The sequence below is a fragment of the Microbulbifer mixtoriginis (SeqCode) genome, from assembly GCF_052468275.1.
Genome location: NZ_CP174341.1, coordinates 2,144,745 through 2,167,192, shown reverse-complemented (window position 1 = coordinate 2,167,192; position 22,448 = coordinate 2,144,745). Strand labels below are relative to the sequence as shown.

The 22,448-nt window shown below is 55.6% G+C and carries 24 protein-coding genes; 4 read left to right on the top strand and 20 right to left on the bottom strand.

What is annotated here, in order from left to right:
• Positions 1–62: 62 nt before the first annotated feature.
• The 8 genes from ACJJIC_RS09490 to ACJJIC_RS09455 all read right to left on the bottom strand — a co-directional run bounded on the left by ACJJIC_RS09490 (position 63) and on the right by ACJJIC_RS09455 (position 5,720).
• A complete protein-coding gene (locus tag ACJJIC_RS09490) occupies positions 63–581 on the bottom strand; it encodes a DUF3106 domain-containing protein (RefSeq protein WP_444910134.1) in 519 nt (172 codons plus the stop codon).
• Positions 574–858, bottom strand: coding sequence for a hypothetical protein (locus ACJJIC_RS09485; RefSeq protein ID WP_444910135.1), 285 nt, complete (start codon positions 856–858; stop codon positions 574–576). Before ACJJIC_RS09485 ends, ACJJIC_RS09490 begins: the two co-directional genes overlap by 8 nt.
• Positions 842–1,207 (bottom strand): hypothetical protein, encoded by a 366-nt coding sequence (locus ACJJIC_RS09480; protein WP_444885591.1) that lies wholly within the window; start codon positions 1,205–1,207, stop codon positions 842–844. Before ACJJIC_RS09480 ends, ACJJIC_RS09485 begins: the two co-directional genes overlap by 17 nt.
• Entirely contained in the window at positions 1,204–1,743 is a 540-nt protein-coding gene (locus ACJJIC_RS09475) for an RNA polymerase sigma factor (protein ID WP_252085185.1), read from the bottom strand. Before ACJJIC_RS09475 ends, ACJJIC_RS09480 begins: the two co-directional genes overlap by 4 nt.
• 120 nt (positions 1,744–1,863) lie before the next feature.
• A complete protein-coding gene (locus tag ACJJIC_RS09470) occupies positions 1,864–2,310 on the bottom strand; it encodes a hypothetical protein (protein ID WP_444910137.1) in 447 nt (148 codons plus the stop codon).
• A gap of 132 nt (positions 2,311–2,442) precedes the next feature.
• The gene (locus tag ACJJIC_RS09465) at positions 2,443–3,807 is read right to left on the bottom strand and encodes an L-cystine transporter (RefSeq protein WP_444885593.1); all 1,365 of its coding nucleotides are present in this window, start codon (positions 3,805–3,807) and stop codon (positions 2,443–2,445) included.
• 145 nt (positions 3,808–3,952) lie between these two features.
• The gene (locus ACJJIC_RS09460) at positions 3,953–4,306 is read right to left on the bottom strand and encodes a TlpA family protein disulfide reductase (protein WP_444885594.1); all 354 of its coding nucleotides are present in this window, start codon (positions 4,304–4,306) and stop codon (positions 3,953–3,955) included.
• 22 nt (positions 4,307–4,328) lie between these two features.
• Entirely contained in the window at positions 4,329–5,720 is a 1,392-nt protein-coding gene (locus ACJJIC_RS09455; RefSeq protein ID WP_444910139.1) for a YihY family inner membrane protein, read from the bottom strand.
• Positions 5,721–5,828: 108 nt separating this feature from the next.
• Between ACJJIC_RS09455 and arsC the strand changes: the two genes are divergently transcribed.
• The 4 genes from arsC to sppA all read left to right on the top strand — a co-directional run bounded on the left by arsC (position 5,829) and on the right by sppA (position 9,098).
• Positions 5,829–6,173: an arsenate reductase (glutaredoxin) gene (gene arsC / locus ACJJIC_RS09450; RefSeq protein ID WP_252085180.1), complete on the top strand. Its 345-nt coding sequence runs from the start codon at positions 5,829–5,831 to the stop codon at positions 6,171–6,173.
• Complete coding sequence (gene wrbA / locus ACJJIC_RS09445; RefSeq protein ID WP_444888452.1) at positions 6,174–6,788, top strand: NAD(P)H:quinone oxidoreductase; 615 nt, start codon at positions 6,174–6,176, stop codon at positions 6,786–6,788.
• Between the two features lie 10 nt (positions 6,789–6,798).
• Entirely contained in the window at positions 6,799–7,146 is a 348-nt protein-coding gene (locus ACJJIC_RS09440) for a DUF2069 domain-containing protein (RefSeq protein ID WP_445356814.1), read from the top strand.
• Between the two features lie 83 nt (positions 7,147–7,229).
• The gene (sppA, locus tag ACJJIC_RS09435) at positions 7,230–9,098 is read left to right on the top strand and encodes a signal peptide peptidase SppA (RefSeq protein ID WP_444910140.1); all 1,869 of its coding nucleotides are present in this window, start codon (positions 7,230–7,232) and stop codon (positions 9,096–9,098) included.
• A 35-nt stretch (positions 9,099–9,133) separates the two neighbouring features.
• Here sppA and ACJJIC_RS09430 read toward each other — a convergent pair whose 3' ends face one another.
• The 12 genes from ACJJIC_RS09430 to trpA all read right to left on the bottom strand — a co-directional run bounded on the left by ACJJIC_RS09430 (position 9,134) and on the right by trpA (position 22,366).
• A complete protein-coding gene (locus ACJJIC_RS09430; RefSeq protein ID WP_444910141.1) occupies positions 9,134–9,427 on the bottom strand; it encodes a DUF3175 domain-containing protein in 294 nt (97 codons plus the stop codon).
• 72 nt (positions 9,428–9,499) lie between these two features.
• Positions 9,500–10,720 (bottom strand): MFS transporter, encoded by a 1,221-nt coding sequence (locus ACJJIC_RS09425; RefSeq protein ID WP_445356813.1) that lies wholly within the window; start codon positions 10,718–10,720, stop codon positions 9,500–9,502.
• A gap of 24 nt (positions 10,721–10,744) precedes the next feature.
• On the bottom strand, positions 10,745–12,769 hold the full coding sequence (locus ACJJIC_RS09420) for a transglutaminase TgpA family protein (protein WP_444910143.1): 2,025 nt from the start codon (positions 12,767–12,769) through the stop codon (positions 10,745–10,747).
• Positions 12,769–13,770, bottom strand: coding sequence for a DUF58 domain-containing protein (locus ACJJIC_RS09415; protein ID WP_444910144.1), 1,002 nt, complete (start codon positions 13,768–13,770; stop codon positions 12,769–12,771). The genes ACJJIC_RS09420 and ACJJIC_RS09415 overlap by 1 nt, the downstream gene beginning before the upstream one ends.
• A gap of 4 nt (positions 13,771–13,774) precedes the next feature.
• Positions 13,775–14,686, bottom strand: coding sequence for an AAA family ATPase (locus tag ACJJIC_RS09410; protein WP_252085979.1), 912 nt, complete (start codon positions 14,684–14,686; stop codon positions 13,775–13,777).
• 178 nt (positions 14,687–14,864) lie between these two features.
• Positions 14,865–16,046 (bottom strand): O-succinylhomoserine sulfhydrylase, encoded by a 1,182-nt coding sequence (locus ACJJIC_RS09405; protein WP_444885602.1) that lies wholly within the window; start codon positions 16,044–16,046, stop codon positions 14,865–14,867.
• Positions 16,047–16,148: 102 nt separating this feature from the next.
• On the bottom strand, positions 16,149–17,636 hold the full coding sequence (gene purF, locus ACJJIC_RS09400; RefSeq protein ID WP_444885603.1) for an amidophosphoribosyltransferase: 1,488 nt from the start codon (positions 17,634–17,636) through the stop codon (positions 16,149–16,151).
• Between the two features lie 42 nt (positions 17,637–17,678).
• On the bottom strand, positions 17,679–18,173 hold the full coding sequence (locus ACJJIC_RS09395) for a CvpA family protein (protein ID WP_252085170.1): 495 nt from the start codon (positions 18,171–18,173) through the stop codon (positions 17,679–17,681).
• A 373-nt stretch (positions 18,174–18,546) separates the two neighbouring features.
• Positions 18,547–19,206 (bottom strand): SPOR domain-containing protein, encoded by a 660-nt coding sequence (locus ACJJIC_RS09390; protein WP_444910145.1) that lies wholly within the window; start codon positions 19,204–19,206, stop codon positions 18,547–18,549.
• The gene (gene folC, locus ACJJIC_RS09385) at positions 19,187–20,458 is read right to left on the bottom strand and encodes a bifunctional tetrahydrofolate synthase/dihydrofolate synthase (RefSeq protein WP_445356812.1); all 1,272 of its coding nucleotides are present in this window, start codon (positions 20,456–20,458) and stop codon (positions 19,187–19,189) included. The genes ACJJIC_RS09390 and folC overlap by 20 nt, the downstream gene beginning before the upstream one ends.
• 83 nt (positions 20,459–20,541) lie before the next feature.
• Positions 20,542–21,396 (bottom strand): acetyl-CoA carboxylase, carboxyltransferase subunit beta, encoded by an 855-nt coding sequence (accD, locus tag ACJJIC_RS09380; protein WP_252085167.1) that lies wholly within the window; start codon positions 21,394–21,396, stop codon positions 20,542–20,544.
• Between the two features lie 160 nt (positions 21,397–21,556).
• Positions 21,557–22,366 (bottom strand): tryptophan synthase subunit alpha, encoded by an 810-nt coding sequence (gene trpA / locus ACJJIC_RS09375; protein ID WP_445356811.1) that lies wholly within the window; start codon positions 22,364–22,366, stop codon positions 21,557–21,559.
• Between the last annotated feature and the right edge of the window lie 82 nt (positions 22,367–22,448).

Here is a 22,448-nt window from a genome sequence, read left to right as displayed (position 1 = left end):
GAGCCAGAGTAGTCAAATTCATCTGAATAGACGCTGAATTACACCTGAGGTGGTAAGAAATATCAGGTTCTCTCCGTTTCCTCTCGCCTCTGCTGCCGCCGCTCCTGTCTCTCCCTGCGGCGCCGTTCCCGCTGGTTCCGCCTTTCCCGATTCTCCGCACGGCCGCGTTTATCCTTCTCCCATTGTTCCCGCAACTGTTTACGCTGCTGGGGAGGCATCTGACGGAAGCGCTTGCGCGCCTCGCGAATACGCTGACGCTCCTCCTCTGGTAGGTCCATAAAGCGGCGATAAGAGTCCCGCAACTGGGTGCGCCGCTCCCTGGGTATATCCTGCCAGCGCTTATACTGTTGACGCGCTTCTTGGCGCTGCTCGGGGTTCATTTCACTCCAACGCCTGGCCCCGCGTAACAATTGTTCCCGTCGATCTTGACTCAATTGTGACCAGCGCGTCTCAAAATTCTGTAAAAGTCGGCGCTCACTGTCACTGAGACTCTGCCAATCCTGTGCCTGAGAAACATTCACAAAGAGCGATAAATACACGGCGGCCAGCCAACCAATCAATATGGTTCTTCGCTCACTCATCGCTCAGCTCCTCGTGGGTCTCCCCTCCCCCGGTATTTGGTCTGCCTGTTATGGCTGGTTTTTCCGGCTTGGGTAACAACATCTCCAGCGCTTCCGGCGCTTGTATATCTCCCTGCTCATCGGCCCACTCCCCGACAAACATCAGGAAGTCCTCATCCAGTGGCTGCAGATCCTGCGCCGGTAGCGGGGCTGCAAAAAAGAGCACCGTATAGAAAAGGCCTTTAGCGATACTTTTCTTAGGAAAAAGGACTTTTTCATCACTAGGAGGATTGCCCATTCAACTCTTCCGCCAACCACTGGTAGAACTCCATATCCTCAACCATTTCGACATCCATTTCCTCATATAAATACCAGTCAGTGGCACTCAGCAATTCGGTAGCGGCCTGCTCGCTGGATACAGGCCAAAACAGCAATAACAACAATGATGCACAAGCGCCAGTGAAAACTAGCCAGCCGGGAGAGTCACGATAATACGATTTCTTTGCTGCCACTGCGCGTTGTCTGGCTGCAGCAAGCCGCGACAGAGTCTCTGTATCAATATCACGCTCCCGCCGGACAACTGCATGCTGCGCAGCTTTCTTTAATGAATCACTCTGCACGACTGGATTTTCTTGCCGACTATTCATTGCGTTGCCTCTAGTTGGAATGCCTCTAGATGGTTGCGCAAACTGCGCATAGCTCTTGATAAATGGGTCTTAACACTCCCCTGACTGCAGGACATTGCCCGCGCAGTTTCGGCAACATCGAATTCCTCGACACAGCGCAGCAGGAAGGCCTGCTGTTGGCGCAGGGGCAACTTGGCCACAGCACTATCGATGGCTTCCAATAGGCGTTCGCCAGCAAGGACCTTATCCGGGGTGGGATTATGGCTATCGACCCATTCCAGCGGCGCTGGATCTAGCTCATCGCTGTTTGCCGGTAGCTTTTCCCGAAATAGTTGCCAGCGGGATAGCTTATTGTTACGCCGGTGCCAATCGGTAATCCGGTTATTGAGAATAGTGAAAAACAACGGCCGCCACTCGGCCCGATCGCGGCCACTATATTTCCTCACCAACGCCAACATGGAATCCTGCACGATATCCAGTGCATCATCCCGATTGCCAACAGCGTAATTCGCCATGGTGAATGCCCGTTTCTCCACCTGGGCGAGGAACTGATTCATAGAAACCGGCTGAAGTCCTTGCGCAAAGAATACTCTTCCAGATTCTTTTTATTGATTTTGAAGTCGTCATACAAAGACTTCGCCCGCACTTTTTTATTTATGCCACCCCAGTTCTCGAGATCATCCCTCTTCACGCTTGCGAGCCTTGGCACGTCGATCCATACGGCGATCTGTGCGTTCTCCTTTTTTGTCTAGCCGGTTATTGATTTTTGCACCCTTGTTATCCAAGCGTTCGTTAATTCGCTCGCCTTTCTGGTCAAGCCGGTTGTCGATACGATCCCCTTTGCGGTCCAGTCGCTCAGCCAATTTATCATTGCCATTAGCAGCAGCCTGCTCAGCTCTTTGATCCAAGCGTTCATTGATGCGATCACCCTTGTTATCGAGGCGCTCTTCAATGTGATCTCCCTTTTGATCCAATCTCGCCTCTATGCGATCGCCTTTTTGATCGAGACGATCTTCAACATGGTCACCGTGGTCATGCGGTTCGCTCTCATCACTCTGTGCATAAAGGGAGTAAGGAAAAGCCAGGCCAATAGTCAACAGCGAGAGTCCAATCAGTTTTTTCATAAATCACTCCATTTCCATTTGAGGAAAACCAATAAGGTTTAAACTGCAATGATTAGAACGCTCTACTGGACCAGAGGTTGACAAGAAATTTTATTTTTTCAGGTGCTTATTCCATAGGCCTGCGACTCTTACTTATCCTTCTACGACCTCTGGACCGGGCACCTCATCCCCAAGCCAGCGCTGGGTCAAGGTACCCGCCGTCATAGCGCCATTCACGTTGAGAGCAGTTCGCGCCATATCAATCAGCGGCTCCACAGAAATCAATAGCGCCGCGATGGTAACTGGCAAACCCATTGCCGGCAGCACCACCAGTGCGGCAAAAGTTGCCCCACCACCCACTCCGGCAATACCGAAGGAGCTGATGACCACCACTACCAACAGGGTGCCCAACCACATTGGGTCCCACACGTTAATACCCATCGGCACCGCCACCATGGTGGCAAGCATCGCAGGATAAATTCCCGCGCAACCATTTTGACCAATAGTGGCACCGAAGGATGCAGAGAAGTTGGCAATAGCCGGTGAATTGCGCAGTTCATCTACCTGGGTTTCCACATTCAGGGGAATGGTGGCGGCACTGGAACGGGAGCTAAAGGCAAACACCAGCACCGGCCAGACCTTGGTGAAGTAGTGCAGTGGATTCACTCCATTTACCAACAGCAATAAACCATGCACCAAAAACATTAGGCCTATCGCACAGAAAGAAGCCACGACAAAACCAAACAGATTGGCAATATCCGCCCAGCTGGATTTGGCAATCAGTCCAGCAACCAGCGCCATAACTCCGTAGGGCGTGAATGCCATAACCAAACGCACCAACTTCATAATCCAGACTTGTGCGACATGCACAAAGCGCTCGATAGCGGCACCTTCCTGCGGAAACTCACGGCGTACAGCCAGGGCCGCAAGCCCCAATAGCACAGCAAAAATAACCACTGAAATTACAGAGGTGGAGCGGGCCCCGGTCAAATCCAGGAAAATATTGCGCGGAATAAAAGAGGTGATAATTTCGGGAATCGAGAGATCGCTGACCCGCCCAATTCGCTCATTGAGCACTTCAACCCTTGCCGCCTCACGGGTTCCTTCGACAAGACCCGCAGCAGAGAGCCCAAACAAATCGGCCATGGCCACACCTATCAGGGCGGCAATTGCAGTAGTGCCGAGTAAAACCCCCAGCACCGACACACTAATTTTACCCAGCGCCTGGGTGTGACTCACTTTTACCACTGCCACCAGAATAGAAGTGAGTACGAGTGGCATAACCAACATATACAATAGGTTTACATAGCTATCGCCCAACATCTCAATCCAGGGCAGAACCTCACCCGGAGCAACACCCCAGTTACGCGATAGCTGTAGAAGCGCCCCAAAAGCCACACCCAGTAACAGCCCAGCAAACACACCAGGGGCAAGGGTGTCCCTGCCACGCTGCCAGCGGTACAAGCCAAACATTAAAACCACAAAACCGAGAAGCAGAACAAAAGCGCCGATGTGCATGGTATGAGAATCCCACCCTGGGCAAACTAAAAAAGTGGCGGCATGCTATCAGCGATATGCCAATGCCCTATAGTTACCTTGGTTATAGATACTTTGGTTATAGTTATATTGATTAATTTTTTTTAATTATCTTAGAGAGACAACTTTACTGGAGAGCCACCTTTAAGTCCTCAGCAGTCTGAGGGCCAACCAGTGTTTTTATCCAGCGACCATCTTCACCAATCACTAAAGTTGTAGGCAGTACTTCAGGCCAGGGTTGCCCCCAGCGGCCATCTGGCTCTTGGGCCAACAGCGGAAATTCTATGCCCAGTTTCTGCGCCTGCTCAATTGCTGCAGGTGTGGGCAAACCATCAAAATTAACCCCCACCACTACCACATCACTATTGGTTTGCGCCAACTCATTAAGTACCGGCACTTCTTCCCGACAGGGTTTGCACCACTCCGCCCAATAGTTGACCAGGACTATTTTCCCCTCGGTAACAACCGGCGCACCACTCACGGAGTGCAAACGCCTGTCACTCTCACAAGCGCCGATTACGCTTACCAAGAATAGAGAGGTTACTACCAGAGTTTTCTTCATTTTTTTTATTATCAGCAACATCATCCTGACCCTCCGCTTCCATAATTTCATTTTCTAAGTGTTTTGGTATTTCCGTTTCACTGGCTTCGGCCTGCTCCTTTTCCAAGGCTGCGGTAAAAAGAGATCCAATTGTGATTCCCAGCTGTTCCCCGGCAGTCCCGCGCGCCTTGGCAAAACGACTCTCCACTTCGCTATACCACTCGAACCCTTGTAAATCGCTTGGATTACCACTGGGAATCCACTGAGGATTCAACCAACCGGAAAGCTCCATGAGCGATACTGCATTAAGATCGCGCAGTAGGACATAATCACTCCCATCGGTCTGGGCAATCACCCGATGTGCTTGTAAGACGTCCCGCAAGCGACGCCACTGGCCAAATTTAATTCCCAACAAAGAAATATCACGCTCGCGCAAAGGTTTGCCATGCCACCCACCTTTAAACATTTGCCAGAGGACAATCAAAGTGGCGACCAGGTCTGAATGCTGACGGCCTTGGGTTGCAGCGCGATACACAGAAAGGGTTCGCACCAGTACACAGCCTGCCAGCACCAACATCCACATCATATAAATCCACAACAGGAACAAAGGCACAAAGGCAAAGGCCCCATAAATAGCCTGTACAGAACTGCGCGCAACGATGGCACCAAACAGGTATTTCATGATTTCAAAGGCAATTGAAGTGACCACCCCTCCCTCAATACCATGGCGCAGGGACACATAGCAGTTAGGCACAGCGACAAAAAGCAGGGTGAAAACAATCGTGGTGAAAATAAAAGGCAGCACCCGCAGCACCACAGCCATCATGCCGATACCCTCTTCCCCGCCTAAAAACAGCTTCTGTGAGAGCAAGAAAGTACTGGCAGCAAGCCCTGCCCCTAATAAGATGGGCCCAAGACTGAGAATGGCCCAGTACAATAGAAAGCTCGAAACCCCACTGCGCCCACGGGATACATCCCAGATAGAATTAAAGGTGCCCTCAATGCTGCGCAGTGTAAGTCCCGAAGTTACCACCAGCATGGCAATACCCAGCCCGGTAAGCCGCTGCGCCTGGGCAGAAAAACTGCTGATATATTCCTGAACCTCACGCCCACTTTGCGGCACAAAGTGGGAAAAAAGCTGTTCCTGCAAGCGAGTTTGCAGGCCGGCAAAGTCCGGGAACAGCGACAACATCGCAAAACTCACTGTCACTAGCGGCACTATGGCGAACAGAGTCATATAAGTGAGAGCCGCCGCACTTTTTTGGCAGTTTTTCTCCACAAATAAAGACCACAAAGAGGTCGCAAAGCGCCGCCATTGAACGAGCCAGTCTTTCACGCTTGATTTCAATTTCATTCCCTGTGTGCGACCTCCGCCAAATGCAGCGAGTACTCGACTTGCGCCTTAGAATTCCGCTACGGTATTCGGTTAGAATACGCCAAACAGTAACAGGATACCGACATAATGTGGACGATCTACCACAACCCGCGCTGCTCAAAATCCCGTCAAACCCTGCAATTGCTGCAGGACAACGGTGTGGAACCGGAAGTGATTCTCTACCTGCAAAACCCTCCTTCTGCTGAAGAGCTAAACCAGGTACTGCAAAAACTCGGCATCCCTGCACGCGACCTGTTGCGCACCGGAGAGGAGCCGTATAAGCAACTCAACCTGAAAGACGGGGACCTTGACGAAGCTCAGCTAATCAAGGCCATGGTAGAAAATCCCATCCTGATCCAGCGCCCGATCGTAGTAAGAGACGACAAAGCCACGATCGGCCGCCCACCAGAAAATGCGCTGGAGCTGCTCTAAATGTCGCCCGAAAGCGAAGCCTATGTGCTGATTCTCTATTACAGCCGCAGCGGCGCCACTGCGCGCATGGCTGCTGAGCTAGCACGGGGGGTGGAAGCCAGCGGTATCGCCGCGCGACTGCGCACCGTACCCGCAGTGTCTCCCGACTCCGAGGCCAGTCTGGCCCCTGTGCCAAGTGAGGGCGCGCCCTACTGCACCCTCGACGACCTGCGTCAGTGTGCAGGCCTGTTGATGGGCAGCCCCACCCGCTTTGGCAATATGGCATCACCGCTGCGCTATTTTCTCGACCAGACCAGCGACATTTGGCTGGATGGCAGCCTCACTGGCAAACCGGCTGCGGTCTTTACCGCCACCGGCAGCCTACACGGTGGGCAAGAGACCACACTTACCTCAATGATGCTGCCACTTCTGCATCACGGCATGTTGATTGCTGGCATCCCCTACTCCGAAGCGGCCCTCATGCGGACCAGTACCGGCGGTACGCCCTACGGCGCTTCTCACTGGAATAAAGGGCATACCAGCGACCTGAGCGAAGATGAAATCACCCTGTGCAGGGCGCTCGGTACACGTGTCGGCCAACTGGCCCAGACCCTAGCGGTTCCAGCTGCCAAATAAAGGATTCAACGTGAACGACACTATTCAGCGCAAACTACACATTGCGCTCCGTATCAATTGGTTTTGCTATATCGGCCTGTTGGTGCTGTTTGTGGTGCGGAACCTGTTTATCGAGGGGGGCTCTCTCTCCCTTTGGCTGATTCAGACGGTACCGTTACTGCTGGTGCTGCCGGGCCTGATAAAGCAACGTTATCGCAGTTATCTCTGGCTCTGTTTTATTCTGCTTTTGTACATTACCACCAGCATTGTCGACGTAATGATGCCTACACGAGGCTGGGAGGATGGCGTAATGATGGTTTTGAGCCTTATCCTATTCTTTTCTGCAATGATGAGCAGTCGCTGGCATCGCATGCAGTAACCCCATGACGGAATTTCCGCCAATGGTTCCAGACACAAAGGCGTGGAAACATGCGCTTTCCACGCACTGAGGAGTTTTGAGGTTTGACTGATTCACCCCAGAAAAAAGGGTTTGCCCGAGGCTTTTTAGCTGCGATTGGCGGCTCCATCACTTGGTTACGACGAGTATTCACCAATATCGTCTTCCTGCTGATTTTGCTGTTTCTAGGTATCGCCATTTTCAGCAAGGACGAGCGTTTAGTGGTTCCACAGGGCGCGGCCCTGCGCGTAGCGCCCCATGGCTTTCTTGTGGATGAACTGGCCCAGCCCGCCACTTTACCGATTTTCCTGGGCGGCAACCGCGGCCCCGCAGAGGTGCGCGTCAAAGATCTGGTAGACGCTATCGACAATGCCGCCACGGATAAACGTATCTCCTCACTGGTGCTAGAGCTAGACCACATGGTAGGTGGCAGTCTCAGCAAGCTCGATGAAATAGGCGCGGCTCTACAACGCTTTAAAGCTGCGGACAAACCTATTTACGCTGTGGGTGACAACTTCACCCAACCTCAGTACTTCCTCGCCAGCCACGCAGATAAGGTGTACCTCAATCCTATGGGCTCAGTGATGCTCACCGGCTTCGGTGTTTATCGCAACTATTACAAGAGCGCCCTGGAGAAACTCAAAGTCAACTTCCATGTGTTCCGCGTGGGCGATTACAAAGACTTTATCGAGCCCTACACCCGTGACGATATGTCCCCCGCCTCGCGTGAAAACAACCAGCGCTGGCTGAATGAACTCTGGGGAGAATACAGCGAGCAGGTAACCGGCCTGCGCAACCTGCCCGCCGAGAGCATCGACCTGTTTATCAATGAATTGCCGCAAAAACTGCAACAGCATCAGGGCAGTTGGGCCGAAGCCGCACTGGCCAATAAACTCGTGGACCAGCTCGCCAGCCGCATTGAGGCAATGGAGGAGCTGAAAAAGACCATCGGCGAAGATGATAGTAAAAAGCGCGAGTACAAGTTTATTGACGCCCTCGCCTACTTGCGCAGCCATAAACTTGCCGAGGCGGCCAAACCTATCCGGGAGTCCAAGAAAATTGGTCTGATCACCGCCAGTGGTTCTATTGTCGACGGCCAGGCACCTGCCGGTCGCATCGGCAGTGAAAGTCTCGGCAAATTAATCCAACGCGCCCGAGAAAAAGAAGTGGATGCCCTGGTACTGCGTATCGATAGCGGCGGCGGCTCCGCCTTTGCTTCCGAGGCCATTCGCCAGGAGTTGCTGGCTACCCGTGCAGCAAAAATTCCAGTGGTGATTTCCATGGGCAGTCTCGCTGCTTCCGGTGGCTACTGGATCGCCACTGGCGGCGATCGCATCTGGGCCTCCCCGGCCACGCTCACTGGCTCTATCGGTGTATTTGGCGCCTTCCCAACGTTTGAGAACTCCCTCGAGCATATCGGTGTTTACACCGATGGCGTAGGTACCTCGGACCTGGCCGGCAGTATGCGCCTGGATCGCGCCCTGTCGCCAGCAGCAGCCAGCATTCTGCAGCAAGGGGTGGATAACACCTATGCACGCTTCCTGCGTATTGTCGCCGAAGCCCGCGGCAGCACTCCCAAAGAGGTGCACAAGATTGCCCAGGGGCAGGTATGGACCGGTCGCGCCGCCAAGAAATTAGGATTGGTAGACGATCTCGGCAATCTCAGCGACGCCATCGCCGACGCCGCGCAGCTTGCTGAAATCGAAGAATACGACGTAGTAGAGATCCAGCGTGAACTGAGCCCCGGCGAAAAATTCCTGCGCGCTTTGAGCGACAATGTAGACGCGAAAATTGCCGCGAGCCTTGAAGCCAATCTGCCACTCGGCGCCTGGCTAAACAGCGTGCAGCCGGTATTGGCGCCAATCGCCGAGCTGCAGAGCTATCGCGACCCGCGCGCCCTCTATGTGCGCTGCCTGCCCTGCCAAGCGCCCTAAAGTTTTTCATCTCAACACCACATTCCGCCGCCGGCTCAATGCCGGCGCGGACGCCCGTAAAGCCCGCGCAATTCTTCCTTGGCCTTTTCCAGTAGCCGCCGCCTTTTCGCCGGCAGCCTCTGTCCCGCCCGGTTGATATAGAACGTCAGCATAGACATAGCGGAGCGATAGGGGTCAGACTTGCGCCGCTGGCTGGATTCCGCAGCCGCTTTCAATCCCTGTGCGATCGCTTTAGGGTCCTCCAGGCTAAAGAGGCCCTCACTCAAATCCAGGGCATGGCTGTGGCGCGTGACCTCTTCCGACCAATTGGCCTTTTTGGCGGGACTCACCAACACCTCCACTCATTGGCTGACCCACCTAACTATATGGTGGCGGCGTCTATGTTGGTCGCACGAAGCAACTCAGACCTCGCTGTCAGTGATTTTGACCCGGCGCAGGGCACCACTTAAAGCCACCAGGGCAAAGGCGAACAGACTTAAAATCCCCGCCCACAGCAAGGTGGTCAGGGGGGCAGCGTATTCACTCAAGACTCCAGCGGCCAGTGCCCCAAGAGCGGCGGAGCCAAACAGCGCAAACTGATAAATGGAGATGATGCGGCTGCGGTATTCCGCTGGGGCGAGCAACTGTACGATGCCGCGACCGAGGCCAGCGGAAGCCGCCGCCACCGCCCCCCAACACAGACAAAGCAGGATTAGGCCAAACTTCGTAGGACCGAGGCTGATGGCAATCAACAGCGCTGCGCTATAGAGCAGGCACATAAGAATACCGCGCCCAGGTTCAGCCCCCTGGCCACGGCGCAACATAGTCACCGTAGCAATTACGGTACCAGCTACGAAGGCCAGTTGCAGCGTGGCGTAATAACCGGCGCCGCGACCGTAATCCTCCGCCAGCAGCGGCAGTACCACCAGAAAAACACCGATATGCACAAACCCATTAAAGGCCATCAACGCGGTCAACTCACGCAATACTGGGTGCCGCCAGGCCTGGGATAAGCCATCGAGAATCAGGCTGTGGGTGATTTTTTCCTTAGTCATGCGGCTGGCCCCACTCGCGCGCAGACTAATCAAGGCTGTGGCCGCCAACAGCAATACCCCTATCTGTACTAACAGCAGGGCTTGCAGCCCCCAGTGTTCGAAGCGGCTCGCCAGCAACATCCCCACAGCCTGACCACCGTATTGGGCCAACATCATCCAGGTCACAGTTTTCTGCACCCGTCGCTCGGAGGTTTGCCCACCGCCTTGGCGTGCACTGCGCTGTACCAGATTGTCCCGCGCCGGTTGCAGGAAAGCGCTACAAATCCCAAGGCAAATACCGTAGAGCATCAATATCAGCAGGGAGATCATGGACAGGAGGTAAACCAGCAGCAGAGTTGTGTGGCAGAGGACCAGACCAATGCAAGCCAGTGCGGAGACAGTGGCCGGATCACGGCGGTCGGCCAGAGCACCGCCGAACAGCAGGAACACCAGATTGGGCAAAAGCACCGAAGCCTGCACCCAGCCCAGTTGCAGAGCCGGCAAATCCACCACGGTGAGCGCAATCCAGGGCAGGAGAATCACCTGCAGCCCGGTAGCCAGGGAAGTGCCGCTGTAGCCCAGCAGAAATTTTTGCAGCCTATGAGGCATCTTACGCGATAGACTTTCCAAGAGTTAATGACCCATCAGCCGGTTTTTACGTGCCGACACCCTAAAAGAGAGCCCCAAGCGCCAGCGTAGTAGTCGGCGCAGCTCATTCAATGCTTCTTTATCCCCGCCATAAGCGGCACGCTCAAAGGCGTCTGTCGCACGCCCGGAAAACTCTGCCAATGGGGGACTCTCCAGTGCGATACGTTCGGCGAAGTCCCGCGGTGCCTCGCCGGGTCGCCGTGTGATACCTGCCCGAGCCATGCGCTTACAGAAAACCGCATAGAGGCGCTCTACCACAGGCTGTTTTCGTCCACGCCCAGTAAAACGGGTCCACAGAAGAATGCCAAATAGTACAACCGCCACCGGTGTGGCAAAAAAAAGGGCCATCCGCAGGGGGGAAAGCTCTCCCACCAGGCGCTGCAAGGTGTCCCGCTGCTTCTCACTATCAAAACTAATCACGGTCTGATACCAGCGGTAATTGATCATGTCCCACTGCAGGCGCAGCTTCACCAGAATATCGAAGCGGTGCACCGGCAGTAGCGAATCCCGCATAAACTCCTCCCCTGCAGCGCTCTCCAGACCATCCCGGACCCGCTCCGGGGCAACCGCAGCAGTGGGGTCCACCCTCTGCCAGCCGCGTCCATCGAGCCAGATCTCGGCCCACGCATGGGCGTCGTACTCGCGCACCAGCAGGTACTCCTCACCACTCACCCACTCGCCACCCTGGTAACCCGCTACCACCCGTGCCGGCACTCCGGCGGCGCGCATGGCAAAAACATAGCTGCCGGCAAAGTGCTCACAGAATCCCTTTTGGCTGTCAAACAGGAATTCATCCACACTGTCTCTGCCGAGTGCCGGTGGGCTCAAGGTATAAGTGAATTCGCGATTGTAGAGGGTCAGTAACTGTGACGAGATCTCCTCACCGCTCAACCCCCGGCGGCGCAGGCGCTCCACCCAGTCTCGGATGCGCAAGTTTCCATCTGCCGGTAGCTGCAGATTGCGACGGCGCTCGGCACCGCTGAGTGTGGACTGAATAACCTGGGAGTCTCGGGGCCAGGAACGTACCTCATAGGCAAAGCGACTATATACCGGGGAACGTTTTACCAACCGGTCGTCCGTGGTTTCTCCCACTCCCGCACTGTCCGAGGCGGGTCTTGCCAGGGCGAACAACCAAGGGCTGCGGCTCGCCTCCTGGATCACCTGGTAGCGGTAGCGTGGACCGACTTGTGGCAGTGGACGCTCGCCACTATTCCAGTACACCCGGCCACCATTGCGCGGGTCCACACCAAAACCCTGCCGCCAGGTACGCCCATCGAATTCGGAGTACACCAGCCCTCGCCAATAACGTTGCTCCGGCGGCGGTATGGGTCCATCGAAAGAGATACGCAGTGCCGGCTTGGCGGATTTGGATAAACGGGTGAAATCACCCGGTGCCATAGAGTCACTCACACCAGTGCGGCCGGCAGAAGTATCCTGGGGCACATTCCACAGAGGGCCCAGGCGCGGCATAACCACAAACAGCAGCAGCATCAAGGGCGTAGCCTGCGCCAACAATCTCAAGGAGAGCCCCAAGGCCCGACGCGGCCGCGCACTGAAGCTTCCCAGCTGTGCTGCCAATGCAGCGGTAATCACCAGGGTCGCGATCAATCCGTAGAGGGCATAGGGAATCGATTGCTCACGCACAAACAGGGTCGCGGCAACAAAATAGGCCAGCAACAAACTGACAAAGGCATCGCGGCGGCTGACTAATTCCAGGTTTTTCAGGGTAAAGGACAGAGCCAGCAGCGCCACCATCGGCTCCAGTGCAAACCAACGCTGGTAGGTTTGCGCCAAACCCGCCACTGTAAGCGCAATCACCAATAGTTTAAGGGCGCGCCCCGGCAGATCACGGCGCCCGCGAAAGACCTCCAAGCGCCAATAGACCGCAAACGCCCAGGCAAAACCAATCCACAGTGGCAACTGGCTCAGCTGTGGTAGCAGGGCGACAAACTGCGCAGCGAAAATCCACAGTAGGCTTTCGCGCGGCAATAGATCCCGGTTGCTCGCCATCAGCCACCCCACTTGGGAAACAGGGCCAGCGCTGACAACACTCGCTGCTGGTGCTCGGTGCCGAGAGAGGGCGGCAAAGTAGTGCCGGGGATGCGCAGGCCATAGGCAATTCCCTGCTTCTCCGCCTGCAAGACCCAATCACACAGGTTGCTCAGGCGGGTCTCTACATCGCGCCCATCCAACAACTCCCAGTCGAGCCAGAGACGGGTATCGGTGCGGCTCTCATACTCCTTGCTATAGAGATCGCGACCGGCGGCATATTGCTTCCAAGCCAAATGGCGCAAGGAATCACCGGGCTGGTAGGGTTTGAGAGAGGCATAATCATCCCCGCCGCGACGTACCTGGCCGGATGTACCCTCTGCCTGGGCCTCTCCCAACGGCAGGGGGCCAGCGGCGAGTGGTCGCGGATACACCAGGAATTCAACATCCAGGTCGATGCGGCTCCAGCAGCGAAATAGCCCCAGTGGAAAGCGGCTCTCAACTTTTAAGCGCGGCGCCTGAATTCGCCCCCGCTGCAGGGCTGGCAGCGCAATACGGAAGTCCGCCGAGGGCTCCTCACAGAGATCCACATATGCGCCCTCTTCCGGTGGCCAACAAATTTGTATCCACTCCCGTTGGCGTTTGTCCGCTCGGCTCAGATTAATTTGTGCCTCGGCGAAATCGCCGGCAAAGGCCGCTTCAGTGCCCAGCAATTGCAGGCGCAGTCCACTCAAATTGGCGAAGGTATGCACAGGCAAGATAACGAAGACACTGATCAGCAAAAAGGTCAGGGCAAAAACCAGATTGTTCTCGTAATTGGTGGCCAGCAGCCAAAGCAAAGCGGTTATCAATAAATAACCAAGCCCCGCGCGGGTGGGCAGGATAAATAGGCGGCTGTGATTTAGGGTGATGTCCCGTGAGCGAGGCGCTCGTCGGCTGAGCCAGCGCTCACCCAGCCTGCGAAAAAAATTGCGCGAGCTTGTACTGGAAGCCTGTCGGGGAAGGTCGCGGATCACACTCATCTGTTTAGGCCGCGATAATATCCACCTGGCGCATAAGGCGCTCTACCAGCTGATCGCCATTGCCGCCATCACTCTGCAAACGGTGCCCAGCCACCGAGGGCAGCACCGCCTGGATATCTTCCGGCAGGACATGGCCGCGATTATGAATCAGCGCCCAGGCCTTGGCAGCACGCAGCAGCGCCAATGCCCCTCGGGGCGATAAACCCACCGCACAATCTGAGCTCTGGCGGGTATGCAGCACCAAACGCTCTAAATAATCGAGCAGACTGTCAGAAGCCTTCACCTGCCCCACCAGACTTTGCATTTTTTTCAGAGTAGCGAGGTCGATACGCGGCTTTAGCTTGGCCAGCTGTTGGCGGGGATCAGCGCCTAAATACAGGGCCCGCTCAGCTTCGCGGTTGGGGTAACCGAGGCTGATGCGCATCAGGAATCGGTCCAGTTGTGACTCCGGCAGGGCAAAAGTACCGGACTGCTGCAATGGGTTCTGGGTGGCAATCACAAAGAAAGGCTGTGGCAACGCGCGGGTTTCGCCGTCGACACTGACCTGGCGCTCCTCCATTGCCTCAAGCAAAGCACTCTGAGTTTTGGGAGAGGAACGATTGATCTCATCGGCCAGCAGTAGCTGGCTGAAAACCGGCCCCTCATGAAAATGAAACTGCCCGGATTCCCGCTCAAAAATTGATACACCGAGAATATCCGCCGGCAGCATATCGCTGGTAAATTGCACGCGTTTATAGGAGAGACCGAACACCTGCGCCAGAGCATGGGCCAGTGTGGTCTTGCCCATACCTGGCAGGTCTTCAATCAACAGGTGACCTTTTGACAAAAGGCAGGCCAAGGCCAACTTCACCTGACGCTCTTTTCCCAGCAAAACACTGCCAATATCGGAAACGATGGCGGAAACTATTTTTTGCACGGCAAATCCATTACTGCTCATTTTTTTCTCAGGCCAAGGAGCGGCCCGGTGTAAGCACCCGCCAACGCTGTGGGGCGGGTGCTATGGTGCCAAACTCGCAAAAATCGAATTTGGCACCCGCTATTAATCATAGGAAGACAGGGAGTGCCCTGGTTTAAGCAAAGGCCCTGCAAAGCGCCTACAACAAAGACAGCCCCCGCATCAGATCGCGCTTCAGGTCTTCTGCATTCTCCAATCCGACGGAAATACGAATCAGGTTTTCGGTGATGCCCGCGCGGGCTTTGTCCTCATCACTGAGACGCCCGTGGGTGGTAGTAGCCGGGTGTACGATAGTGCTCTTGGCATCGCCGAGGTTGGCGGTGCAAGACAGGATTTTACAGTTGTCGATCACCTTCCAGGCTTCCTCGCGACCACCGCGCACGGAAAAGCTCAACACCGCACCAAAGGCATCCTGTTGTTCGCGGGCCAAGCGGTGCTGGGGGTGTTTGGGCAGGCCGGTGTAGTTGACCTTTTCCACCATCTCCTGTTCATCAAGCCACCAGGCCAGGTCCAGGGCGTTGGTGCAGTGGGCCTGCATACGCAGCTTGAGCGTTTCCAAGCCTTTAAGGAAAACCCAGGCGTTAAACGGGCTCATACTGGGGCCGGCAGTACGCAGGAACACCACCAGCTCATCCATAACCTCTTTGCGCCCCACGGCGACACCGCCCAGGGCGCGCCCCTGGCCATCGAGGAATTTGGTTGCGGAGTGCACCACGATATCGGCGCCAAGCGCCAGTGGGCGCTGCAGGGCCGGAGTACAGAAACAGTTATCCACCACCAATAGAGCGCCGGCGCTGTGGGCCACCTCCGCCAGCGCGCGGATATCCGCCACTTCACACAGGGGGTTGGACGGGGTTTCCATAAACAGCAGCTTGGTGGAGCCATCCACCGCCTGCTTCCAGGCATCCATATCGGTGAGATCCACATAGCTCACACGCACGCCGAATTTTTCCATATAGCGGCCAAACAGCGCGGTGGTGGTACCAAACACACTGCGAGAGCAAATCACCCGGTCGCCACTTTTCAGCAGCGCCATACAAATACTGAGGATCGCGGCCATACCACTGGCCGTGGCTACCGCAGCCTCGCCACCTTCGAGCGCGGCGATGCGCTGCTCGAACATACGAACGGTGGGGTTGGTGTAGCGAGAGTAAACGTTGCCGACACTCTCGCCGGTAAAGCGCGCAGCGGCTTCTGCAGCAGAGGGGAATACGTAACTGGAGGTGAGATAGAGGGCTTCGGAGTGCTCGCCCTCTTCCGAGCGGACCTGCCCGGCGCGAACGGCCAGAGTTTCCAGAGCGTAACCGTCGTCTTCAAACATATACCGCTTCCTAGTCAGTATTTTTTGGAAGCGGTCATATTAACCGAAACGGTCGTGCATGGCGCCCTCTTCTGCCGTGAACAGAGCGCCGCCGGAGATAACTTACAGGGTGCTAGTATCGGCCTTCTTGTGCTTGGCCTCATCGTTGCGCGCCGCGTGAAGGCTATCGAGGTAATCTTCGTCAACATCGCCGGTAATATAGTTACCGTCGAAAACGGAGCAGTCGAACTGATCGATTTTCTGCTTACCTCCGCTGGAACTTACGACCAAGTCTTCCAAGTCTTGGTAAATCAACCAGTCTGCACCGATTTCTTCACAGATCTCTTCAGTCGTGCGGTCATGCGCCACCAGCTCACTGGCAGACGGCATATCAATACCATACACATTGGGGTACTTCACAGCTGGCGCCGCACTGGCGAAATAGACTTTCGCGGCACCCGCATCGCGAGCCATCTGAATGATCTGCTTACAAGTGGTACCGCGCACAATGGAGTCATCCACTAACAGCACATTCTTACCGCGGAATTCCAGCTCGATGGCATTCAGCTTTTGGCGCACTGATTTCTTACGCTGTTTCTGCCCAGGCATGATAAAGGTACGGCCGATATAGCGGTTCTTCACCATCCCCTCACGGAATTTCACCCCCAGCCGGTGTGCCACAGTCTGGCCGGCGGTGCGGGCGGAATCGGGAATGGGAATCACTACATCGATATCGTGGTCGGGGCGTAAGCGCAGAATCTTGTCTGCCAGGTGCTCACCCTGACGCAAACGCGCCTTGTGTACGGAAACGCCATCCATAATGGAATCCGGGCGGGCGAAGTACACATGCTCAAAAATGCAGGGTGTCAGGGTCGGGTTTTCCGCGCACTGCTCAGAGTGCACAGTACCGTCCAGCTCGATATACAGCGCTTCACCGGGGGCCACATCGCGCACCAGGGTGTAACCCAGTACATCCAGGGCGACAGACTCAGAGGCCACCATATACTCGGTGCCTTTCTCGGTCTCACGCTTACCGTAAACCAGCGGGCGAATACCGTTGGGATCGCGGAAGGCGACGATACCGTAACCCACAATCAGGGCCACACAGGCATAGGCGCCGCGCACACGTTTGTGCACACCGCGCATGGCGGTAAAGATATCTTCAGCCTTAGGCTGCAGCTTATGTAACTTATGCAGCTCATGGGCGAATACATTGAGCAGTACTTCGGAGTCGGAATCCGTATTAATGTGGCGCAGATCCTGCTGGAAGATCTCTTCAACCACATCCCGCACATTGGTGAGATTGCCATTGTGTGCCATGGCAATGCCATAGGGAGAGTTCACATAGAAAGGCTGCGCCAGGGCGGGACCGGAACTGCCCGCAGTGGGGTAGCGCACATGGCCGATACCAAAGTTACCTTTCAGGCGCTCCATATGGCGCGCGCGGAACACATCGCGCACCAGACCGTTGGCTTTTTGCTGGTTCAGGCGATCATCGTCACAGGTCACGATGCCCGCAGCATCCTGCCCCCTGTGCTGCAACAGAGTGAGCCCATCATAGAGCTGCAGATTGACATCACTCTTACCGACGATACCGACGATACCACACATATATTTGACCCTATTGATCGAAAAAGCGGCGCTAGCGCCCGATTAAAATAACTCTACGAAATAGTCCTTCACAGACTTGGCCAGCTCCCGCGCACTGCCCTCAAATTCGAGGAAATGGGGGATTAACACCGACTCACTCCACCAACTATCCTGCTCCACCGGCACCAGTGCCGGGGCCAGAATCAGCAGTGCCATCACCACAATGGCCCCACGCGCCAGACCAAACACCATACCCAGTACCCTGTCGGTACCCGATAAGCCAGTGGCCTCAACAAAAGCGGAGAGCATCATATTCAAAAGCGCCCCAGCCAGGAGCGTTCCGAAGAACAGAATGGCGAAGGCGGCAATCGCCTGGAGGGATGGGGTGTCGACAAGGTTTGAAAGCAGTGGCGCCAGCTGTTCGCGAAACATCATCGCGACCACAAAAGCGGCAATCCAGGTGAGCAGTGACAGGGTTTCGCGCACGAAACCTCGACTAAGGCCGATAAGTGTGGAGATACCCACAATAGCCAGAATGGTCCAGTCAGCCCAATTCATTCAACCCTACCTGCGTGGCGGCTGCTGCCGCGAAGAGCGCGCATTCTAACTTAAGGGGCTAAGCGCGTGAAGCCGTAGACGAATCGATTGGAATTTCCTTTCCAAACTGCAAAACTCCGTAGATTAATCACCTTACGGCAGTGGATTTATGCCGAAAAAAGCGCAGATGAATTGCCCTTTAGGCGTACCTCTGCGTGAGGATAGCCACAGGGCAAACAGGCGATATACCAGAGCAAGAAGTGAAAGAAGCCCGGCCAATATCCCAGCCATCCGCGAAATACTGGCACAAGCTGGATAGGTTGCCGCTACTTTGGTGACCAGACCGGCCCACCCTCTTTACCGAAGTGCCAGCCCGCCGCAAGCCACAGAAACCTCAAGCTTTGAAGCGAAGCACCAGGGTTTGCGCCTGCAGTAGTGCGTCCAGCTCCCGCTTAATAGTCTGTGCGTCGGCTTTATTCACTTTCGGCCCTACAAAGACCCGCACAAAGCGCCCCTTATCGGTTTCCACAGCACGGGTGTACGCGCGATACCCCTCATCCATCAAGCGCATGCGCAGCTGCTGTGCACGGGAATCATCTTTGTAGGAGGCCACCTGAACCACCCAGGCCATCGGTTGCCCCTGATCATCAACCAATGGCGATGCCGCCTGTTTGGCAGTATCAACTTCCACTGATGAAGTCGAATCATTTGTATCTTTTCCCTTCCCCGGCTGTGTATCGGAGACAGCAAATTTTGCCGCACCCTCTGCGGGGTTAGAGAACTTCTCGGGTACTTCCGGCTGAAAAATTTCCCCGGCCGCCGGTGCTGGCGCCACACCGGCAACAGGCTCCGGCTGAGCAATCTCAATAGGGCTGATATCCGGCTCTGCCGGGATCTGGCTTACCTCGCTGATATGCCCCTTTGACTCCCGGTCCAGTAGACTTGGCAGGAAAATCACGGCGAGCGCAATCAGCACCAGCGCACCGACAATACGCTGTTTAAAGCCGTCGTTCAGCCGCCCTCTGCGGGAGGCCTTATCCTCGCAATTCTCCATTACCCTCGTCTCGCATCTGCTGCAGAACTTCCGCCACAGTAAAGAAGGATCCATATACAAGCAACCTATCCTGTGGATTGAGGGTTGGCAGCAGTTGCCGCAACCCTTCAGCCACTGTTGGACAGCGACGATCCACATTCGTCTCATCTACCCCAGCTTCCAGGAGGCCGGTGCAGAGTGCCTCACCCTCTGCGGCACGACCATTTTCCGGCAGCAAGGCCGGGTGCCAGCGATCTACCAACTTGCGCAGAGGAGCGAATAGACCGACGAGATCTTTATCTTCCATCGCCGCAACCAAGGCGTGGGTCTTCCCCTCCACCGGATTGGCCTTCAACCAAGTAGCCAAGTGTTCAGCCGCCGCCGGATTATGCCCCACATCCAACAGCAGATTTCGCTCACGCCAGTAGACTTGCTGGCAGCGCCCAGGCAGGGCTATTTGGGCCAAGGCTACCTCTATTCCCTCCTGGGGTAGCGCATCCAGAAGCGTCAGCGCGGTAAGCGCAGCAGCAATACTGGGGCGCGGCAAAGTGATATCCGGTATTGACAGAACCAAATCGCCAAAGTGATAAATCTCACTCTCACCACTCGAAGTGATACTGAAATCCTGGCCGATAAAATAACTGGAACTGGCCTGCTTTTCTGACGCAGACAGCACAGATTGGGGTGGAGAGCTATCTGCACAGACAAAAGGAGCCCCGGGACGCAGAATGCCCGCTTTCTCGCGGCCGATGACTTCCCGATCGCTACCAAGCCAATCCTCGTGATCTACTGCCACGCTGGTAATAACCGCCAAGTCGGCATCCACCAAGTTGACTGCATCCAACCGACCACCGAGACCGACTTCTAGCAAAGCATATTGCACCCCCGCGCGCTGGTATAACCACAGTGCAGCCAGGGTAGTGAACTCAAAATAGGTAAGGCTGGTCGCCCCGCGAGCAGCCTCCACCGCGACAAAGGACTCCACCAACTGCTGATCGGATACCTCCTCGCCATTGATGCGTATCCGCTCATTAAAACGCAATAGGTGTGGAGAACTATAAGCGCCGACGGAGTAGCCGGCGCGGCACAAGAGTGCCTCCATAGTCGCTACGCAGGAGCCCTTGCCATTGGTTCCAGCCACGGTAATCATCGTAGGGGCGGGGTTTTTTACCCCCAGGGCAGCTGCAACCGAAGAGACACGCTCAAGACCGAGTTCGATTTCAGAGGGGTGCAACCGCTCCAGGCGGGTGAGCCAATCTTGTAGTGAGGACATAATTGGATAGATCGCTGGTGGGAGGCAGCAGCCAGATGTTCTTACCGACTGCTCTTAAGGACCTCCGGGGAATTGGGGAATAGTTAATTACCGCTCAGTTTACCCAATAAGCGCGAGACGGTGGTACGCATATCCTTGCGTGGAATAATCATATCGATGGCGCCATGTTCCAGTAGAAATTCACTGCGCTGGAAGCCCTTGGGCAACTTCTGGCGGATGGTCTGCTCGATAATATTGGGGCCGGCAAATCCGGCACGCGCACCTGGCTCGGCCGCATTGATATCGCCCAGCAGGGCCAAAGAGGCTGAAACGCCGCCGTACACAGGGTCGGTCATAATGGAGATATAGGGTACTCCCGCCATCTTCATTTTTTCCAACACCGCCGAGGTCTTGGCCATCTGCATCAAAGAGATCAGGGCCTCCTGCATACGCGCCCCACCGGTGGCAGAAAAGCACACCAGCGGAATACGCTGTTCCAAAGCGCGTTGGGCCGCGCGGGTAAAGCGTTCACCCACCACATAGCCCATGGAGCCGCCGTGGAAGGCAAATTCGAAGGCCACCGCTACCAAGGGCTCTCCATTCAGGGTGCCTTGCATGGCGATCAGTGCATCTTTTTCGCCAGTGGATTTTTGTGCTTGCAAAAGACGGTCTTTGTACTTTTTGACGTCTTTAAACTTCAGGCGGTCCACTGGCAACACATCGGTAGCCAGCTCTTCGCGTCCATCTTCATCGAGGAATATATCCAGGCGACGGCGGGCGCCGATGCGCAAATGGTGGTCGCACTTGGGGCACACATCCAGGTTGCGCTCCAGCTCCGGGCGGTAAAGCATGGCGTCACATTTGACACACTTCTTCCATACCCCCTCTGGGACCTTGCTGCTGCCGGCACGTCGCTCGGTGCGAATTACCGCGGGAACAATTTTTTCTAACCAGCTCATCTCGTTTCCAAATCCGGATGCTTTCTGTAGGCCGGTGCATTTTACCGACCGGTGAGTTTCAGGCTACGAATTAAAACACTAAGCTGAACATCAAACCGAGCCAGATCAGCCGCTATTTTTGGTGATCTGGCCAGTTTTTCGCTTAAACTTGGGTGAAAGCCTAACGGTCCAGTGCCTGGCGCATCTCGCTGACGATTTCCCCCAGCCTCGCCTTGGCTGCGACTAGGTCCGCAGCTTCATCCACCGCGGACACCAGTACACTGCCCACTACCGCCCCATCGCCATGGGCACTGACTGAGCGCGCCGAGCTGCCATCTTTGATACCGAAACCCACACACAAGGGCAGATCGGTGAAACGGCGAATATGTTCGAGGTTATCGCGCACAGAATCCAGGTCCAAATGGCCAGCACCGGTGACCCCTTTCAGGGAGACGTAATACACAAAACCGCTGGCCAGGCCGGTAATCTCGCGAATACGCTCTTCGGTGGTGGTGGGCGTCAGCAGGAAGATATTGCGCAGGTTGCGCTCCGCCAAGAGCTTGTTGAGCGGACCCGACTCTTCCGCAGGTAAATCCACCGTAAGGGCACCATCAACACCGGCCTCTAGCGCCGCATCGGCAAACTCGCGCTCGCCCATACGCTGGATCGGATTGGCATATCCCATCAGGATAACCGGGGTTTCCGCATCCACCTGGCGGAACTCTTTCACCAACGCCAAGCACTTGCGCAGCGAGGCGCCATTGGCCAGGGCGCGTTCATGCCCCTTTTGGATTACCGGCCCCTCAGCCATGGGATCGGAGAAAGGCACACCCAACTCAATAATATCCGCCCCATTGGCCACCAGCTGGTGCATCAACGGCACGGTATTATCGAGGCCGCCATCGCCGGCGACGATATAAGTTACCAGGGCCTTACGGCCCTCACCGCGCAGTCTCGCAAAGCGGCGATCAATTCTATTTTGTTCTGTCACTGTGTATTCCCTGAGCTACTTCTGGCCTAGTGCCAGCTCACTTGGTCACGATTATTTCGATACGCCCACCCGGGCAGGTGGG

Coding starts and splice junctions, on each gene's coding strand:
- ACJJIC_RS09490 (WP_444910134.1), bottom strand. CDS start 581: ATGAGTGAGCGAAGAACCATATTGATTGGTTGGCTGGCCGCCGTGTAT.
- ACJJIC_RS09485 (WP_444910135.1), bottom strand. CDS start 858: ATGGGCAATCCTCCTAGTGATGAAAAAGTCCTTTTTCCTAAGAAAAGT.
- ACJJIC_RS09480 (WP_444885591.1), bottom strand. CDS start 1,207: ATGAATAGTCGGCAAGAAAATCCAGTCGTGCAGAGTGATTCATTAAAG.
- ACJJIC_RS09475 (WP_252085185.1), bottom strand. CDS start 1,743: ATGAATCAGTTCCTCGCCCAGGTGGAGAAACGGGCATTCACCATGGCG.
- ACJJIC_RS09470 (WP_444910137.1), bottom strand. CDS start 2,310: ATGAAAAAACTGATTGGACTCTCGCTGTTGACTATTGGCCTGGCTTTT.
- ACJJIC_RS09465 (WP_444885593.1), bottom strand. CDS start 3,807: ATGCACATCGGCGCTTTTGTTCTGCTTCTCGGTTTTGTGGTTTTAATG.
- ACJJIC_RS09455 (WP_444910139.1), bottom strand. CDS start 5,720: ATGAAATTGAAATCAAGCGTGAAAGACTGGCTCGTTCAATGGCGGCGC.
- arsC (WP_252085180.1), top strand. CDS start 5,829: ATGTGGACGATCTACCACAACCCGCGCTGCTCAAAATCCCGTCAAACC.
- wrbA (WP_444888452.1), top strand. CDS start 6,174: ATGTCGCCCGAAAGCGAAGCCTATGTGCTGATTCTCTATTACAGCCGC.
- ACJJIC_RS09425 (WP_445356813.1), bottom strand. CDS start 10,720: ATGCCTCATAGGCTGCAAAAATTTCTGCTGGGCTACAGCGGCACTTCC.
- ACJJIC_RS09420 (WP_444910143.1), bottom strand. CDS start 12,769: ATGGCGAGCAACCGGGATCTATTGCCGCGCGAAAGCCTACTGTGGATT.
- ACJJIC_RS09415 (WP_444910144.1), bottom strand. CDS start 13,770: ATGAGTGTGATCCGCGACCTTCCCCGACAGGCTTCCAGTACAAGCTCG.
- ACJJIC_RS09405 (WP_444885602.1), bottom strand. CDS start 16,046: ATGTTTGAAGACGACGGTTACGCTCTGGAAACTCTGGCCGTTCGCGCC.
- purF (WP_444885603.1), bottom strand. CDS start 17,636: ATGTGTGGTATCGTCGGTATCGTCGGTAAGAGTGATGTCAATCTGCAG.
- ACJJIC_RS09395 (WP_252085170.1), bottom strand. CDS start 18,173: ATGAATTGGGCTGACTGGACCATTCTGGCTATTGTGGGTATCTCCACA.
- ACJJIC_RS09390 (WP_444910145.1), bottom strand. CDS start 19,206: ATGGAGAATTGCGAGGATAAGGCCTCCCGCAGAGGGCGGCTGAACGAC.
- folC (WP_445356812.1), bottom strand. CDS start 20,458: ATGTCCTCACTACAAGATTGGCTCACCCGCCTGGAGCGGTTGCACCCC.
- accD (WP_252085167.1), bottom strand. CDS start 21,396: ATGAGCTGGTTAGAAAAAATTGTTCCCGCGGTAATTCGCACCGAGCGA.